17 protein-coding genes and 1 pseudogene are annotated in these 14,522 nt (G+C 62.7%); 4 read left to right on the top strand and 14 right to left on the bottom strand.

Annotation, left to right across the window (positions count from 1 at the left end):
- Positions 1–57: 57 nt before the first annotated feature.
- From X728_RS144265 to rpoZ, 10 genes are all read right to left on the bottom strand, one after another.
- Positions 58–951: an aminoglycoside phosphotransferase family protein gene (locus X728_RS144265; RefSeq protein ID WP_023832478.1), complete on the bottom strand. Its 894-nt coding sequence runs from the start codon at positions 949–951 to the stop codon at positions 58–60.
- A 44-nt stretch (positions 952–995) separates the two neighbouring features.
- Complete coding sequence (era, locus tag X728_RS144270; protein WP_023832477.1) at positions 996–1,922, bottom strand: GTPase Era; 927 nt, start codon at positions 1,920–1,922, stop codon at positions 996–998.
- Positions 1,919–2,635, bottom strand: a complete 717-nt coding sequence (rnc, locus tag X728_RS144275) for a ribonuclease III (protein ID WP_023692856.1) — start codon at positions 2,633–2,635, stop codon at positions 1,919–1,921. Before rnc ends, era begins: the two co-directional genes overlap by 4 nt.
- A complete protein-coding gene (gene lepB, locus X728_RS144280; protein ID WP_023670241.1) occupies positions 2,635–3,384 on the bottom strand; it encodes a signal peptidase I in 750 nt (249 codons plus the stop codon). The genes rnc and lepB overlap by 1 nt, the downstream gene beginning before the upstream one ends.
- Positions 3,385–3,474: 90 nt before the next feature.
- Positions 3,475–3,888 carry a holo-ACP synthase gene (gene acpS, locus X728_RS144285; RefSeq protein WP_023670240.1) on the bottom strand — a complete coding sequence of 138 codons (414 nt, stop codon included), beginning with the start codon at positions 3,886–3,888 and terminating at the stop codon, positions 3,475–3,477.
- The gene (locus tag X728_RS144290; protein WP_023670239.1) at positions 3,885–4,469 is read right to left on the bottom strand and encodes a DUF2062 domain-containing protein; all 585 of its coding nucleotides are present in this window, start codon (positions 4,467–4,469) and stop codon (positions 3,885–3,887) included. The genes acpS and X728_RS144290 overlap by 4 nt, the downstream gene beginning before the upstream one ends.
- A gap of 263 nt (positions 4,470–4,732) precedes the next feature.
- The gene (locus X728_RS144295) at positions 4,733–5,113 is read right to left on the bottom strand and encodes a VOC family protein (RefSeq protein WP_023832476.1); all 381 of its coding nucleotides are present in this window, start codon (positions 5,111–5,113) and stop codon (positions 4,733–4,735) included.
- A gap of 11 nt (positions 5,114–5,124) precedes the next feature.
- Positions 5,125–5,703 (bottom strand): orotate phosphoribosyltransferase, encoded by a 579-nt coding sequence (pyrE, locus tag X728_RS144300; protein ID WP_023687283.1) that lies wholly within the window; start codon positions 5,701–5,703, stop codon positions 5,125–5,127.
- A gap of 94 nt (positions 5,704–5,797) precedes the next feature.
- Positions 5,798–8,029 (bottom strand): bifunctional (p)ppGpp synthetase/guanosine-3',5'-bis(diphosphate) 3'-pyrophosphohydrolase, encoded by a 2,232-nt coding sequence (locus X728_RS144305; RefSeq protein WP_023670236.1) that lies wholly within the window; start codon positions 8,027–8,029, stop codon positions 5,798–5,800.
- A 127-nt stretch (positions 8,030–8,156) separates the two neighbouring features.
- A complete protein-coding gene (rpoZ, locus tag X728_RS144310; RefSeq protein ID WP_023670235.1) occupies positions 8,157–8,558 on the bottom strand; it encodes a DNA-directed RNA polymerase subunit omega in 402 nt (133 codons plus the stop codon).
- Positions 8,559–8,895: 337 nt separating this feature from the next.
- Between rpoZ and X728_RS144315 the strand changes: the two genes are divergently transcribed.
- Both X728_RS144315 and X728_RS144320 read left to right on the top strand, forming a co-directional pair.
- The gene (locus X728_RS144315; RefSeq protein WP_023670234.1) at positions 8,896–9,477 is read left to right on the top strand and encodes an NYN domain-containing protein; all 582 of its coding nucleotides are present in this window, start codon (positions 8,896–8,898) and stop codon (positions 9,475–9,477) included.
- Positions 9,474–10,139, top strand: a complete 666-nt coding sequence (locus tag X728_RS144320) for a uracil-DNA glycosylase (protein ID WP_023832475.1) — start codon at positions 9,474–9,476, stop codon at positions 10,137–10,139. The genes X728_RS144315 and X728_RS144320 overlap by 4 nt, the downstream gene beginning before the upstream one ends.
- A 9-nt stretch (positions 10,140–10,148) precedes the next feature.
- Here the strand turns inward: X728_RS144320 and X728_RS01000000167090 are convergent.
- Positions 10,149–11,157, bottom strand: a pseudogene (locus X728_RS01000000167090) (zinc-binding alcohol dehydrogenase family protein).
- A gap of 112 nt (positions 11,158–11,269) precedes the next feature.
- Between X728_RS01000000167090 and X728_RS144325 the strand changes: the two are divergent.
- Positions 11,270–11,629 (top strand): winged helix-turn-helix transcriptional regulator, encoded by a 360-nt coding sequence (locus X728_RS144325; RefSeq protein WP_023832474.1) that lies wholly within the window; start codon positions 11,270–11,272, stop codon positions 11,627–11,629.
- A 15-nt stretch (positions 11,630–11,644) separates the two neighbouring features.
- On the opposite strand, the gene X728_RS144330 is transcribed toward X728_RS144325, so the two are convergent.
- Positions 11,645–12,133: an Lrp/AsnC ligand binding domain-containing protein gene (locus tag X728_RS144330; protein WP_031195759.1), complete on the bottom strand. Its 489-nt coding sequence runs from the start codon at positions 12,131–12,133 to the stop codon at positions 11,645–11,647.
- A 138-nt stretch (positions 12,134–12,271) separates the two neighbouring features.
- Here X728_RS144330 and X728_RS144335 point away from each other — a divergent pair, with 138 nt between their 5' ends.
- Entirely contained in the window at positions 12,272–13,171 is a 900-nt protein-coding gene (locus X728_RS144335; RefSeq protein WP_245266202.1) for a DMT family transporter, read from the top strand.
- 36 nt (positions 13,172–13,207) lie between these two features.
- Here X728_RS144335 and X728_RS144340 read toward each other — a convergent pair whose 3' ends face one another.
- On the bottom strand, positions 13,208–13,948 hold the full coding sequence (locus X728_RS144340) for a GH25 family lysozyme (protein ID WP_023832472.1): 741 nt from the start codon (positions 13,946–13,948) through the stop codon (positions 13,208–13,210).
- Between the two features lie 72 nt (positions 13,949–14,020).
- A complete protein-coding gene (gene smpB / locus X728_RS144345) occupies positions 14,021–14,500 on the bottom strand; it encodes an SsrA-binding protein SmpB (protein ID WP_023687280.1) in 480 nt (159 codons plus the stop codon).
- Between the last annotated feature and the right edge of the window lie 22 nt (positions 14,501–14,522).

Raw genomic sequence — 14,522 nt, 5'->3', positions numbered from 1 at the left:
GCACCGCGTGCGATCTGTGCTGACATTGGATCTCCGCACATCGTCGAAAGGCTCCGATCACGCGAATTTCCGGTGATCGGCCAGGACGTCGTCGATGACGCGGCGCGATCGCTCGGCTTCGGCCTGGTTGGCGTCGTGTCCGGCAACGGTGATCAGCGCCTTCCACAGCGTCCAGCCGCGGCCGCGCGCCCAGGTCGCTTCATCGACGTCGATGGCGGCACGGAACGCCTCCCGGCTCTCGCCCTGGAAGAACGTCCAGGCGATCGCCAGGTCGCAAGAGGGATCGCCGATCCCGGAGGTGCCGAAGTCGATGACGGCGCTCAAACGGCCGTTTTGGACCAGAAGGTTGCCCCAGGCGACGTCGCCGTGAAACCAGACGGGCGACCCTTGCCAGGTGGCGGCAAGGGCCGCATCCCAGACAGCGGTGGCCGCCTGGGTGTCGATCTGCCCCTCCAGCGCCTGGAGTGCTTCCCTTGTCTGGTTGTCATACACGCTCGGCGATCCGCCGCGGAAGAAATTGTGCTGGCCCGCGGGCGGCCCGCCCGCCGGATCGATCCGCCGGAGCGCAATGAGGAACTTGGCCAGATCGACCGCGAACTGTGGGCGATCGGCGATTTCGGCGGTCTTGGCTGTTTCGCCGTCGATCCAGCGGTAGACGGACCAATGCCAGGGGTAGCCCTCCCCGGGCTCGCCCATCGTCAGTGGAACCGGGATCGGCAGCGGCAGAAGCGGCGCCAGCCTGGGCAGCCAGCGGTGCTCTTTTTCGACCTGCAAGGCATATGGTGCGGCACTCGGCAGCCGCAGAGTCATATCATTGCCGAGGTGGAAGGTTCGGTTGTCCCAACCGCCAAACGTCACCGGGCTCACCGGCAGATGCCGCCATTGCGGAAACTGCGCGTTGACCAGCCGGCGCACGAGATCGGTATCGATGGTCGGTTTTGGATCAGGCATGTCATCGTCTCAAACTGCCGGGCGGCACTTCTAGACGATGAAGCTCAATGGGGAAACTCAAGCCCCATGTCGCGGTAGCGCTCGGGGTCGTCGCCCCAGTTTTCACGCACTTTGACAAACAAGAACAGGTGCACTTTCTGCTCGAGAATGCCGGCTATTTCCATGCGCGCCGACTGGCCGATGGCACGGATCGTCTCGCCCTTGTGGCCGAGCACGATCTTCTTCTGGCTGTCGCGCTCGACATAGATGGTCTGGTCGATGCGTACCGAGCCATCCGGTTTCTCTTCCCATTTCTCGGTCTCGATATGGGAGGAATAGGGCAACTCCTGATGCAGCCGCAGATACAGCTTTTCGCGAGTGATCTCGGCCGCAAGCTGACGCATCGGCAAGTCGGAGATCTGGTCTTCCGGATAGTACCAGGGGCCGACCGGCAGCGCTTGCGCGAGATAGTCGAGCAAATCCTTGCAGCCGGAGCCGGTCAGCGCCGAGACCATGAAGGTGCGCTTGAACGGCACCTTTTCGTTTGCTGCCGCGGCCAGGGCCAGCAGTGCCTCGTGCTTGACCCGATCGACCTTGTTGAGGATCAGCACCATCGGTTGGCGGACGTCCTTCAGCCGCTCGAGGATGGCGTCGGCGTCACCCCTGATGCCGCGCTCGGCATCGATCAGCAGCAACACGATATCGGCGTCCTTGGCGCCACCCCAGGCGGTGGTCACCATGGCGGTGTCGAGCCGGCGCTTCGGCTTGAAGATGCCGGGCGTGTCGACAAAGACGATCTGCGCGTTGTCATGCGTGGCGATGCCGCGCACGATGGCGCGGGTGGTCTGCACTTTGTGGGTGACGATCGACACCTTGGCGCCGACCAGCTGGTTGACCAGCGTCGACTTGCCGGCATTGGGCGCCCCGATCAGGGCAACGAAACCGGAATGCGTGGCCTCCGCGGCCGGAGGGAGATCTTCGCTGCCGGTCATGCCGCACTCCCTTGGTTGGCCCAGATGCCCTCGCGCATAAGAAACGCCGATGCCGCCGCTTCTTCGGCTGCGCGACGAGAGCCGCCCGTGCCGCTTGCCGGCGCAAAACCGCCGACCTTCACGGACACCGTGAAAACCGGTTGATGTTCAGGTCCTTCGCGTTTCTCGATCGCGTATTCGGGCCTGACATCGCTGGTCTTGGCGATCCATTCCTGCAGGTCGGATTTCGGATTGGGCGGCTTGGCCACCACCTTTTGCGAGCGCGGCTCCCAGTAGCGCAGGACGAATTGCCTTGCCGCATCGAGGCCGCCATCGATATAGACCGCCGCGATCAGCGCTTCGACCGCATCCGCCAGATAATTTCCGCCCGAGCCGCGCGAGCGCGCCTTCAAGGCAGCGTCGGCCCGAACCAGATCTTCGAGCTGCATTTCAATGCCGATCTCGGAGCATGTCCGCGCATCGACCAGGGCATTGAAGCGCGGGGCGATTTCACCTTCCGGCGCTTCAGGAAACTTTTCGAAAAGCAGGTCGGCAACGATCAGGCCGAGCACGCGGTCGCCAAGGAATTCGAGGCGCTGGTTGTTGCTGCTTGCCTTGACCGCGCTGGAATGGGTCAGCGCGGTCTCGAGCAAACGGACATCCCGGAAGGAATGGCCGGTTTTGGCTGTCACCAAATCGGCCAGAGTTTCACCCGTCGGGCGCTTCAAAGCCATCAATTCACGAAATGGAACAGGCGCGACAGGCGCACCAGCGACGGCCATTTCCAGATCTCGAGCGGGCTCGCCTTCCCGGCGATCGAGAAGAAGACGATGTTGGCGCGGCCGACAAGGTTCTCCGCCGGCACGTAGCCGACGCTGAGGCGGCTGTCGGAGGAGTTGTCGCGGTTGTCGCCCATCATGAAATAGTTGCCGGGGGGCACGACGAACTCGCGGGTGTTGTCGGTGATCGAATTCGGTGTCAGGTCGAGCGTGTCGTAGCTGACGCCGTTGGGCAGGGTCTCGCGATAGACGTCGACCGGCTCAGGCACTTCCGTGATATCAGGATTTTGGATCTGGCCGGTTTTCACACGAGGCACGCCCTGGCCGTTGATGAACAATTGGCCGTCCTTCATCTGGATCTTGTCGCCGGGCAGGCCGACGACGCGCTTAATGTAGTCGAGCGACGGATCCGGCGGGAACTTGAAGACCACCACGTCGCCGCGCTTCGGATCGGAACCCCAGATGCGGCCGGAAAAGATGTCGGGGCCGAATGGCAGCGAATAGCGCGAGAAGCCGTAGGACCATTTGGTGACGAACAGATAGTCGCCTTCGAGCAAGGTCGGCCGCATAGAGCCGGACGGAATCGAGAAGGGCTGGAACAGCAAGGTGCGGATGACCATGGCCAGCAGCAAAGCCTGGATGATGACGCTGACGATTTCGCCAAGCCCGCCGGATTTCTTCTCGGATTTTTCAGCCACGCTCATGTCGTCCTCGATTGTGCGTTGGATGGTATAGAGTCTCGGCGCGCGCTGGGCAACGTCAAGTCGGCGTTAGATAGCGGTCGTCTGATGCAATCAATGTGGCGCTTGTTCGGCGGGCAACGCCTCGATGATCACAAAGGCTTGAGCAAGCGGGAAATCATCGGTGATTGTGAGGTGGATCGCCGCCCTGTGCCCCTGTGGCAGGATTTTGGCCAGCCGTGCCGCCGCTCCCCCGGTCAGCGCCATGGTCGGCGCGCCGCTGGGCAGGTTGGCGACCCCCATGTCGCGCCAGAACACGCCCTGCGCCAGGCCGGTGCCAAGCGCCTTGGCGCAGGCCTCCTTGGCGGCGAAGCGCTTGGCATAGGAGGCGGCGCGGCCCTTGCGGCCTTCCGAGCGGACCTGTTCGACCTCGGTGTAGATGCGCTGGATGAAGCGCTGACCATGCCGTTCCAGCGACTTTTCGATGCGTCTGATGTCGATCAGGTCGCTGCCGATGCCGATGATCATTCCGCCGGAACTTCCCGTCCGCGGTGCCCGGCCTTATGCGCCCGCTCTGCCATGCGCTTCCTGCGCTGCTCGCGAAAGGCTGTCATCCCCCAGCGGGTGATGCCGTAGAAGATCAGCCCGAAGATCAGGCCGAGCGGCACAGCGCCGATCAGCATCGGCTCCAGCACCGGATGCCACAGTTTTGCAAACGACAGCGTGTGCATCATCTCACCAAGATGCGCAGGCGGTCCGTTCTTGGGCAGGCGCTCATGCAGGATCAGCTTGCCGACTTCCCAGGACGCTCCCCACAGCAGCGGGAAAGTCAGCGGATTGCCGAAGAATACCGCGCCGAGGGCGGCGGCCACCAGATTGCCGGCGACCACCCAGCAGAGCACGGCGGCGACGGCGAAATGGAAGCCGAGCGGAAAGAAGGAGGCGAAAACGCCGGCCGCGACGCCGGCCGCGACTGCATGCGGTGTCGCCTTCAGCCGCAGGATGCGCTTGGAGAAATATTGCAACGAGCGCGAAAACGAGCGGCGCGGCCACAGATAGGTACGCACCCGCTCCAGAATGCCATCAGGCTTTCGGCGTCGAAAAAGCACTCTGTTCCAGTTCCCGGTTCATCACGCCCAAATTGCAACCACCCTGGCCGGGCGCGGTCGCTCCATCTTGCGCTTCGAGGGCGCAGAAAGGCAACAACGACTTTGATATAGCGACTGCCTTGCGGCGGAACAATGAAACGCCGCCGCGATGGTCTGCCGCAGGCGGGTAACAAGAGCGCCATTGGGGCGAAACTGAGGACAATATCGATGAAAGCTCCCCGACGACGGCAAGGCCCGCGCGAGACGGCGCCGAGGCGGATAGACTATTCCCGATATTCGCTGACTTCGACCAAATTGCTGTCCGGATCGCGGAAATAGACCGAGATCATCTTACCGCGGGCGCCGGTGCGCTCGACCGGACCGACTTCGATGGCAACGCCATTGGCTTCCAGACGGGCGCAAATCTCGGCAAGCGGCCTTGCGGCGACCAGGCAGAAATCGCCGGACCCAGGCATCGGCACCTTGGCCTTGGGCTCAAAGGTGCGGCCCACCTGATGCAGATTGATCTTCTGCGATCCGAACAGCAACGCCGTCGGCCGGTTCGGCTCGTCGAGGCGCTTGAGGCCAAGCACCCGCTGGTAGAAGGCGCAGCTGTCCTCCGCAGAGCGGACCGTCAGCACGAAATGATCGATGCCGGCGATCATGGTGATGTCCCCTAGATGTTGCGGCTTCCTGGCTTAACGGCGGGAATGGCGGCAAGTTCCGGCGGCAGGCGGTCGGCGGGATAAGCCGGGACCTCGTATTCGGCAAGCGCGATCAGCGGCACGCCGACATTGGTCTTGCCGGCCGAGCGGTCGATGATGCAGGCCGCCGCCACCACCTCGGCGCCAATCGCGCGCAGGCAGTCGATGGTTTCGCGGATCGAGAGACCAGTGGTGACGATGTCCTCGACGATGACGACGCGCGATCCCGGCGCGATCTCGAAGCGGCGCAGCCTGAACTCGCCGCCTTCGCGCTCCACCCAGATTGCTGGCACACCGAGATGGCGCGACGTCTCATAGGCCGGGATCAGGCCGCCGATCGCCGGGCCGACGACGTAGTCGATCTTGCCCGGCACCGCCTTGCGGATCTTTTCGGCCAGCGCCTTGCAAAGCCGCTCGGTCTTGTCGGCATGCATGAAGACGCGCGCCTTCTGCAGGAAGACCGGGCTGCGCAGACCCGACGTCAGGATGAAATGTCCCTCCAGAACAGCGCCTGCCTCGCGGAAAATGCCCAGAACTTCATCGGTATTCATAACTCGCCCCATGTCCATGGTGAATGGTGAATGGTGAATGGTGAATGGTAGTGAGAACGCCTTCTTTCACTATTCACTATTCACTATTCACTATTCACCCATTCACACGCCGCGCATCGCTGACGCTCGAATTATCCTTGAGCTGCGACAGCAGCCGGTTGAGGTGCTTCAGATCCCAGACTTCGAGATCGATCAGCATTTCGGTGAAGTCGGGCGCGGTGCGCACCATCGACAGCGTATGAATGTTGGCGTCGTTGGAGGCAACGACCTGGGCGATGTCGGCGAGCGAGCCCGGCGCGTTGATGGCGGTGACCGAGACGCGCGCCGGAAAGCGCTCCTTGGTCTGCTCGTCAATGTCCCAGCGCACGTCGATCCAGCGCTCCGGCTGGTCGTCGAAGGCCTGCAGCGCCGGCGACTGGATGGGATAGATGGTGATGCCGGTGCCCGGCTGGACGATGCCGACGATGCGGTCGCCAGGCACGGCCCCTTCCGGCGCGAAACGCACCGGCAGGTCGCCGCGCACGCCGCGGATCGGCACCGCGCCATCGCGCGGCTGGTCCTTGTCCTTGCGCGCGGCTCGGGTGCCGGGCATCTGGAACAGCATGCCGGCGGCGTTGCGGATCTTCGACCAGCCCTCCTCGCGCTGCTTGGGGGCGCTGACGGTGACGCGCTCGTCCTTGTAGTCTGGGAAGACCGCCTTCATGACGTCAGTCGAGGCAAGTTCGCCGCGCCCGACCGAGGCCAGCACATCTTCGATGTCCTTGCGCGCCAGCCGGTGCAGCACCGGCTTCAGGCTTTCCTTGGTGAAGGTCTTGCCGGCGCGCTCGAAGGCGCGCTCGAGAATGCGGGCACCAAGACCTGAATATTGCTTGCGAATGGCGTTCTTGGTGGCGCGGCGGATGGCTGAACGCGCCTTGCCGGTGACCACCACCGACTCCCAGGCCGCTGGCGGCACTTGCGCCTTGGAGCGGATGATCTCAACCTCGTCGCCGTTCTTCAGTTCCGTCATCAGCGGCATGATGCGGCCGTTGACCTTGGCACCGACGCAGGTATCGCCGACATCGGTGTGCACGGCATAGGCGAAGTCGATGGGCGTGGCGCCGCGCGGCAGCGCGATCAGCATGCCTTTCGGCGTGAAGCAGAATACCTGGTCCTGGAACAGCTCCAGCTTGGTATTTTCGAGGAAGTCTTCCGGGTTGTCGCCTTCTGCCAGTTGCTCGATGGTGCGCCGCAGCCAGGCATAGGCGTTGGTCTCCTTCGAGATCGCATGGGCGGCACCGTTCGTCTTGCCGCCGGTGTCCTTGTAGATCGAATGGGCGGCGACGCCATATTCGGCGATCTTGTTCATCTCGCGGGTGCGGATCTGCAGTTCGACGCGCTGGCGCGATGGGCCGACAATGGTGGTGTGGATCGAACGGTAGTCGTTCTGCTTGGGCGTCGAGATGTAATCCTTGAAGCGGCCAGGTACCATCGACCATGTGGTGTGAATGGCGCCGAGCGCGCGGTAACAGTCTTCGACGCTGTCGACGACGACGCGGAAGCCGAAGATGTCTGAGAGCTGCTCGAAGGACAGCGCCTTGGCCTCCATTTTGCGGAACACCGACCAAGGCTTCTTCTGCCGGCTCTTCACGCCGGCGTTGATGGCATGCTTTTCGAACAGCGCCGACAGCGCCTTTTCGATGTCGGTCAGCACGCCCTTGTTGCGCTCGAATATCTCGGCAAGCCGCGCGGTGACGGCGCGATAGGCTTCCGGATTGATGAAGCGGAAGGCGATCTCTTCCAGTTCCTCGCGCATGCCTTGCATGCCCATGCGCCCGGCGAGCGGCGCATAGATGTCCATCGTCTCCTCGGCGATGCGCAGGCGCTTGGCCTCGGGCATGTGGTCGAGGGTGCGCATGTTGTGCAGACGGTCGGCGAGCTTGACCAGCAGAACGCGGACATCCTCCGAGATGGCCAGCAACAGCTTGCGCAGGTTTTCCGCCTGCTCGGCCTTCTTGGAGACGAGATCGAGCTTCTTCAGCTTGGTCAGGCCTTCGACCAGCTTGCCCATTTCGGGGCCGAACAGATCGTCGATCTCGGCCCGCGTCGCGGTGGTGTCCTCGATCGTGTCATGCAGCAAGGCGACGGCGATCGTCGCCTCGTCCATGTGCATTTCGGTGAGGATGGCGGCGACTTCGAGCGGATGCGAGAAATAGGGATCGCCGGAAGCGCGCTTCTGGTGGCCATGCTTCTGCATGGCGTAGACATAGGCCTTGTTGAGCAACGCCTCGTTGACGTCAGGCTTGTAGCGCGCAACGCGCTCGACAAGCTCATACTGACGCATCATGGGCGGGTTCTCACGGTGCTGAAATGATTGATGCGCCGCACTGATGTACGGCGCATCTCATAGATAGCCACGAAACTCACGGGACGGAAGTGCCGGAACCATATTCCCGGCAGGTCCAGGGCAGCGATTAGTAGTCGTCGCTCTTTTCCGGGGGAACCAGGCCCTCGATGCCGGCCAAAAGGTCTTCCTCGGTCATGCGATCGAAGGTGACGTTTTCTTCGGCGTCGTCGGCATCGGTAGCTGCAACTGCGTTGCCGGTCTGGTCGGCGATCGCCTCGCCATCGGCCTCGGGCTCGTCAACCTCGACATGCTTCTGCAGCGAGTGGATCAGATCTTCCTTGAGGTCGTCGGGCGACAGCGTCTCGTCGGCGATCTCGCGCAGCGCCACGACCGGGTTCTTGTCGTTGTCGCGCGGCACGGTGATCGGCGCGCCCTGGCTGATCTGGCGGGCGCGATGGCCGGCAAGCAGCACGAGCTCGAAGCGGTTGTCGACCTTGTCGATGCAGTCTTCAACGGTTACGCGGGCCATTGATTGCCCCTTTCATGCCTGGATTTGATGGAAAACAGGCGCGGTCCATAACCCGAACGCCGCCAAAATACAAGCATTATGGCTCTGTGGCCCCATGGGCTGGCGAATGCCAGCTTCTGGCGCCGCTGAATGCCTTGCCGGCGAAGCCCGCCTACCGGGCGACGACACGGCTCCTATCACAATTGCTTGCAGTGCGCCCCGGCACCCTTGGATTGCCGTAAAACTGGCGCTATCTCGGTTGACGAAAGGTCAGCCGGTTTATTTACGAGCCGAGCGATATAATATAAACGACCCATTTCGATTAGTCCGCCACCTATTTCGAAAAAGGAATATTGCCATGTTCGACCCCCGTGAAAAAATCGCTCTTTTCATAGACGGCGCCAATCTCTACGCCACCTCGCGCGCACTCGGCTTCGACATAGACTACCGCAAACTGCTGTCCAGCTTCCAGAAGCGCGGCTATTTGCTGCGGGCCTATTACTACACCGCTCTGGTCGAGGATCAGGAATACTCTTCGATCCGTCCCCTGATCGACTGGCTCGACTATAATGGCTTCAAGGTGGTGACCAAGCCGGCCAAGGAGTTCACCGACTCGACCGGCCGCCGCAAGATCAAGGGCAATATGGACATCGAACTGACCGTCGATGCGCTCGAACTTGCCGATGTTGTCGACCACTATGTCATCTTCTCCGGCGACGGCGACTTCCGCACACTGGTCGAAGCGCTGCAGCGGCGCGGCCGCAAGGTCTCGATCGTCTCCACCATGGCCTCGCAACCACCGATGATCTCGGACGATCTGCGCCGCCAGGCCGACCATTTCATCGATTTGACCTCGCTGAAGAACGAGGTCGGCCGCGATCCCTCCGAACGGCCGGTGCGCAGGCCCGAGCCGGCCGAAGTCGAAGAGGAAGACTATTGACGGCGGCGGCCTTGGACGCCGCTCCCGAACCCGACCGCGACTGCCCGCTCTGCCCGCGCCTGCATGATTTCATCGCAGACTGGCGGCAGCGCGAGCCGTCGTGGTTCAATGCGCCGGTGCCGACTTTCCTGCCGCCTGATGGCGAGGACGCCGTCGAGCTGCTGATCGTCGGGCTGGCGCCCGGCCTGCGCGGCGCCAACCGCACCGGGCGACCGTTCACCGGCGACTATGCCGGCGACCTGCTCTACTCAACGATGATCGCTCACGGTCTTGCCCGCGGCGAGTTCAAGGCGCGGCCGGATGACGGGTTGCAGCTGGTCGGCACCGCGATCACCAATGCGGTGCGCTGCGTGCCGCCGGAGAACAAGCCGGTCGGCGCCGAGATCGCCACTTGCCGCAGCTTCCTGGTGCCGACGATTGCACGCTTTCCAAAATTGCGCGCCGTGCTGGCGCTCGGTTCGATTGCGCACCAGTCGACGGTCCGGGCACTGGGCGGGCGTGTCGCCGCCTATCCGTTCAAGCACGGCGGTCAGTTGCCGGCCGGCGGCGTCACGCTGTTTTCCAGCTACCACTGCTCGCGCTATAACACCAACACCGGTGTGCTGACGGAAGCGATGTTCGTTAGGGTATTCAGCGACATCGCGGAATTCCTGAAAAAATAGCCGCGCCTTTCAGAACCCCTCCAGCACGATCTTGCCCTTGGCCTTGCCGGTCTCGATCAGCGCATGGGCGCGCTTCAGATTGGCGGCGTTGATAGTGCCCAACGTTTCGCCCAGCGTGGTGCGGATGATGCCGGCGTCGACAAGCCGCGCCAGTTCGTTGAGATGCTCGCCCTGCGCGGCCATATCAGGCGTTTCATACAGCGAGCGGGTGAACATCAGCTCCCAGTGGACCGAGACGCTCTTGCGCTTGAACGGATTGATATCGAGTGTCTGAGGATCGTCGATCAACCCGAAACGGCCCTGCGGCGCGATCAGTTCGACGATCTCAGCCAGGTGTTTGTCGGTGTTGGTGGTCGAGAACACAAAGGCCGGCGCGCCGATGCCGAGCGCTGCAACCTGGGCGGCGAGCGGCCTGGAATGATCGACGACATGATGGGCGCCAAGGCCGAGCACCCAGTCGCGGGTTTCGGGCCGCGATGCGGTCGCAATCACGGTCATATCGGTAAGCTGGCGCGCAAGCTGGACCGCGATCGAGCCGACGCCGCCGGCGCCGCCGATGATCAGGATGGCGTTTGTGGCGCCCGCGACAGGCTTCTTCACGTCAAGGCGGTCGAACAGCGCCTCGGAGGCGGTGATCGCCGTCAGCGGCAGCGCCGCCGCCTCGGCATAGTGGAGCGCGCTCGGCTTGCGGCCAACAAGGCGCTCGTCGACAAGGTGGAACTCGGCATTGGTGCCTTGCGGTGCCAGCGCACCGGAAGACGTCGTCTCCGGCCTTGAACAGGCTGGCGTCCGAACCCGTGGAGACGACGCGGCCGGCAGCGTCCCAACCAAGCACCCGCCAGCTTCCGGCTTCGGGTTTAGCGCTTTTGCGAATCTTGGTGTCGACCGGATTGACCGAGACCGCCTTCACCTCGACCAGCAATTGACGGCCTTTCGGCTCCGGCTTGGGAAGGTCGATATCGACGAGGGACGCCTCATCGGTGATGGGGGCTGGGATTTGATAGCCGACGGCGCGCATTCTGGTTTCTCCGCAATTGCTGTTGAGCGTTGTGTAGGGCAGAGATGCGGTTTATGTTCGCAAAGCGCAAGAATGCGCATATAAAGCACATAGTGTCGAAAAGGATACCGTCATGCCGCGCATTCGCCATGAGCGATTCGATTGCAGCCCCGGCTGCACCGTTGAGGGCACGCTGCGCTATATCGACGGAAAGTGGAAAGGCGTGGTGCTCTACCATCTGTTGGAAGGCACAATGCGTTTCAACGAGATCCGCCGGCGCATTCCAAACTGTACACAGCGCATGCTGACCAACCAGCTTCGCGAGATGGAGACGGACGGGCTCATCTCCCGCAAGGTCTATGCGCAGGTGCCGCCGAAGGTGGAATACAGCCTGACGCCGCGCGGCCGAAGCCTGGAGCCGGTGATCACCGCCCTGAAAGTCTGGGGCGATGCCAATGTGACGCTGGCGCCGGAGGTTTCTCAGGCCGCCTGATCTCAGGCCCCCGTCTCACACCGGCAGCAGCGCGTCCGGCTTCACGTCCGATATCGACGCATAGGTGTGCGTTTCCCTGACACCCGGCAACGGCAGGATCACGCGCTTCAAAAAATCCTGGTATGCAGCCATTTCCGAAATGCGCGCCTTCACCAGATAGTCGAAGCCGCCGACGACCATATGGCATTCCAGCACTTCTGGAGCTTTCGCCACCGCTTCGGCAAAACGGTCGAAAACATGCGGCGCCGCCTGGTCGAGCCTGACTTCGATGAAGACAAGCGTGCCACGGCCGATCTTTTGCGGATTGAGGACGGCTCTCACTGCAGTGATGAAACCGTCACGGAAAAGACGCTTCACGCGCTGGCTGGTGCCGGTCGGCGACAGGCCGACGCGGGCGGCGAGATCAAGCGTGGTGCGACGCCCATCCTCCTGCAGCAACCGAAGCAGGCTGCGGTCGATGGCATCAAGCTGATCGGATTCATGATTCACGTTTGCAGCGCCCATATCGCGTGACTTTCACTTCCATATTGCGAAAACAGCATATTTTGACGCACCATTTTCGACAATAGGCTGCGTTTTCAACGAAAGCCGTCTGGAGGAAGTACCCTTCCGCTGGCAGGATCGAGCGGGACAAGAATGCACGTGACAGAGGACCGAAACACGAAGCCGGCAATCCTTGCTGGCCTGGCCATGATCGGCATCTACGCCGTGCAGTTCGTCGCCGCCCGCTTCAGCCTGCGGGAACATCTGACCGCGACCGATTTGGCAACGTTGCGCTTTGCCGGCGCCGGCATGGTCATGCTGCTGGTCGCCTGGAGAAACGGCCGGGCGACTGGCAAGGCATTGGGCTGGAGGCGTGCCTTGACGCTGGCGGCACTGGCCGGACTGCCCTACCCTATCATCATCAATTGGGGACTGACCTATGCGCCGGCAGCGCATGGTGCCGCACTTTGCCCTGCCTCGATCGTGTTCTTCTCATTCGTGCTGTCGCGCATCGCCACGAGGGAGAAAACCTCGCGCCAGCGAACCATCGGCGTCGCAGCCATCATCGCCGGGCTGATCCTGTTCATTGCACCCGTGCGCACTGGCGGCGGCATGAAGGATGTCCTCTTCGGCGATCTTCTGTTCGTCGGATCCGGCGCGATGTTTGCCGCCTATGCCGTTCTCGTGCGGCGCTGGCGCGTCGATCCGGTTGCGGCGACCGCAACGGTGGTGCTGCTGTCATGCGTGCCGCTGCCGTTGCTCTATTTCTTTGCCCCAAGCGGCCTCCGCGCGGCATCAGTGGCCGAGATTGCCAGCCAGATCGTCATTCAAGGGTTTTTGGCAGGTGCGGCCGCCATGTTCCTGTACACCTATATCGTCCGGCAGCTGGGGTCGCAGGCGGCATCGCTGTTCATGCCATGCGTGCCGATCGCAACCGTGCTGATCGCGATGACGGTGCTCGGCGAGACGCCGACCGGCGCCCAGTTCGCCGCCGTACTGATCATGGCCGCGGGGATGGCTTTTTCGGCTCTTTCCAGGCCTGTTCCCAAGCCTGCGTAAGACTGCGGATGCCAAACTCAAGGCCAGATGATTCGTTCAAGGCGATGGAGGCTTTTGCGAAGAGAGCGATGCGGGCGCAGCAAATAGCTCGGCCAGCGTTTGCTGCCCACCCTGCAGGACGTTGAGATCGACATCGCCCTCGATCCCGTCGACACGGCCCATATTGTGGTACTGCCAGTAAATCCAGCCGTCCTCGCTCGGCTTGAACGCCAGCGAGCGCAGCCAGCGCTGCCGCACAGCCATCTGTCCGGCATAGGCGTCCTCAGCCTCGTCGGTCAGGTAGATGATCGCCGGCTTGCCGAACGCAGCTTCAACCGGTCCGAGGAAGGCCTGGAGTTCCGCGCTCAGCTGTTCCGGCGACGGGCGTTGCGGGCAGTTGCCGCCGAATTCGATGTCGACGACCGGTGGCAGCAGCGGCTGGTCGTGCGGCACCACCGCGATGAAATTTTTCGCCTGGTCGGCGCCCGGCCGGCAGAAGGTGAAGAAGTGATAGGCGCCGACGGCGAGGCCGGCCGCGCGCGCCTCGCGCAGATTCTTGGCGAAGGCATCGTCGACATGGTTGCCGCCCTCGGTCGCCTTGATGACGGCGAAGGCGACGTCATCGGCGGCAACGCGCCGCCAGTCGATCTCACCCTGATGATGGGAAACGTCGATACCCCTGACCGGATAGCTGTCACGATCCGGCGAGAACGTCCGGAAATAGAAGATGCCACCTGCGGCGACGATGCCGGCGAAGACCAGACTGGCCGCACCCCAGAGAATGATCCGGTTCTTCAAGCCTTTCCCCATCGTATGTCGCTGGAAACTTGAAAGCCGATGTGGCTTTTCTGGGGCTGTGGCTCGAGGTTCTTAGCCCCGTTCCTTCATGAGCCGGCCCTTTTCGCGCGACCAGTCGCGCTGCTTTTCGCTCTCGCGCTTGTCGTGCAGTTTCTTGCCGCGGCCGACGGCGAGCAGCAGCTTGGCACGGCCCTGGTCGTTGAAGTAGATTTTCAGCGGCACCAGCGTCATGCCTTCGCGGTCGATGCTCTGCGCCAGTTTTGCCATCTCGCGCTTGTTGAGCAGCAGCTTGCGGCGCCGCCTGGGCTCGTGGTTGAAGCGGTTGGCCTGCAGATATTCCGGCAGATAGGAGTTGATCAGCCAGATCTCGCCGCCCTCGACCGAGGCGTAGCTGTCCTGGATGTTGGCCTGACCCTGGCGCAACGACTTGACCTCGGTGCCGGTCAGCACAAGGCCGGCCTCGACGGTGTCGAGCACCTCATAGGAAAACCGCGCCTTGCGGTTTTCCGCAACGGTCTTGTTGTTGGGATCGGCTTTTCTGACCTGGTTCATGATGCGGAGAGGTGGCGCCTCA

The sequence above is a fragment of the Mesorhizobium sp. L103C119B0 genome, assembly GCF_000502235.1.
GTDB lineage: Bacteria > Pseudomonadota > Alphaproteobacteria > Rhizobiales > Rhizobiaceae > Mesorhizobium.
This window is presented reverse-complemented; position numbering and strand designations above follow the sequence as displayed.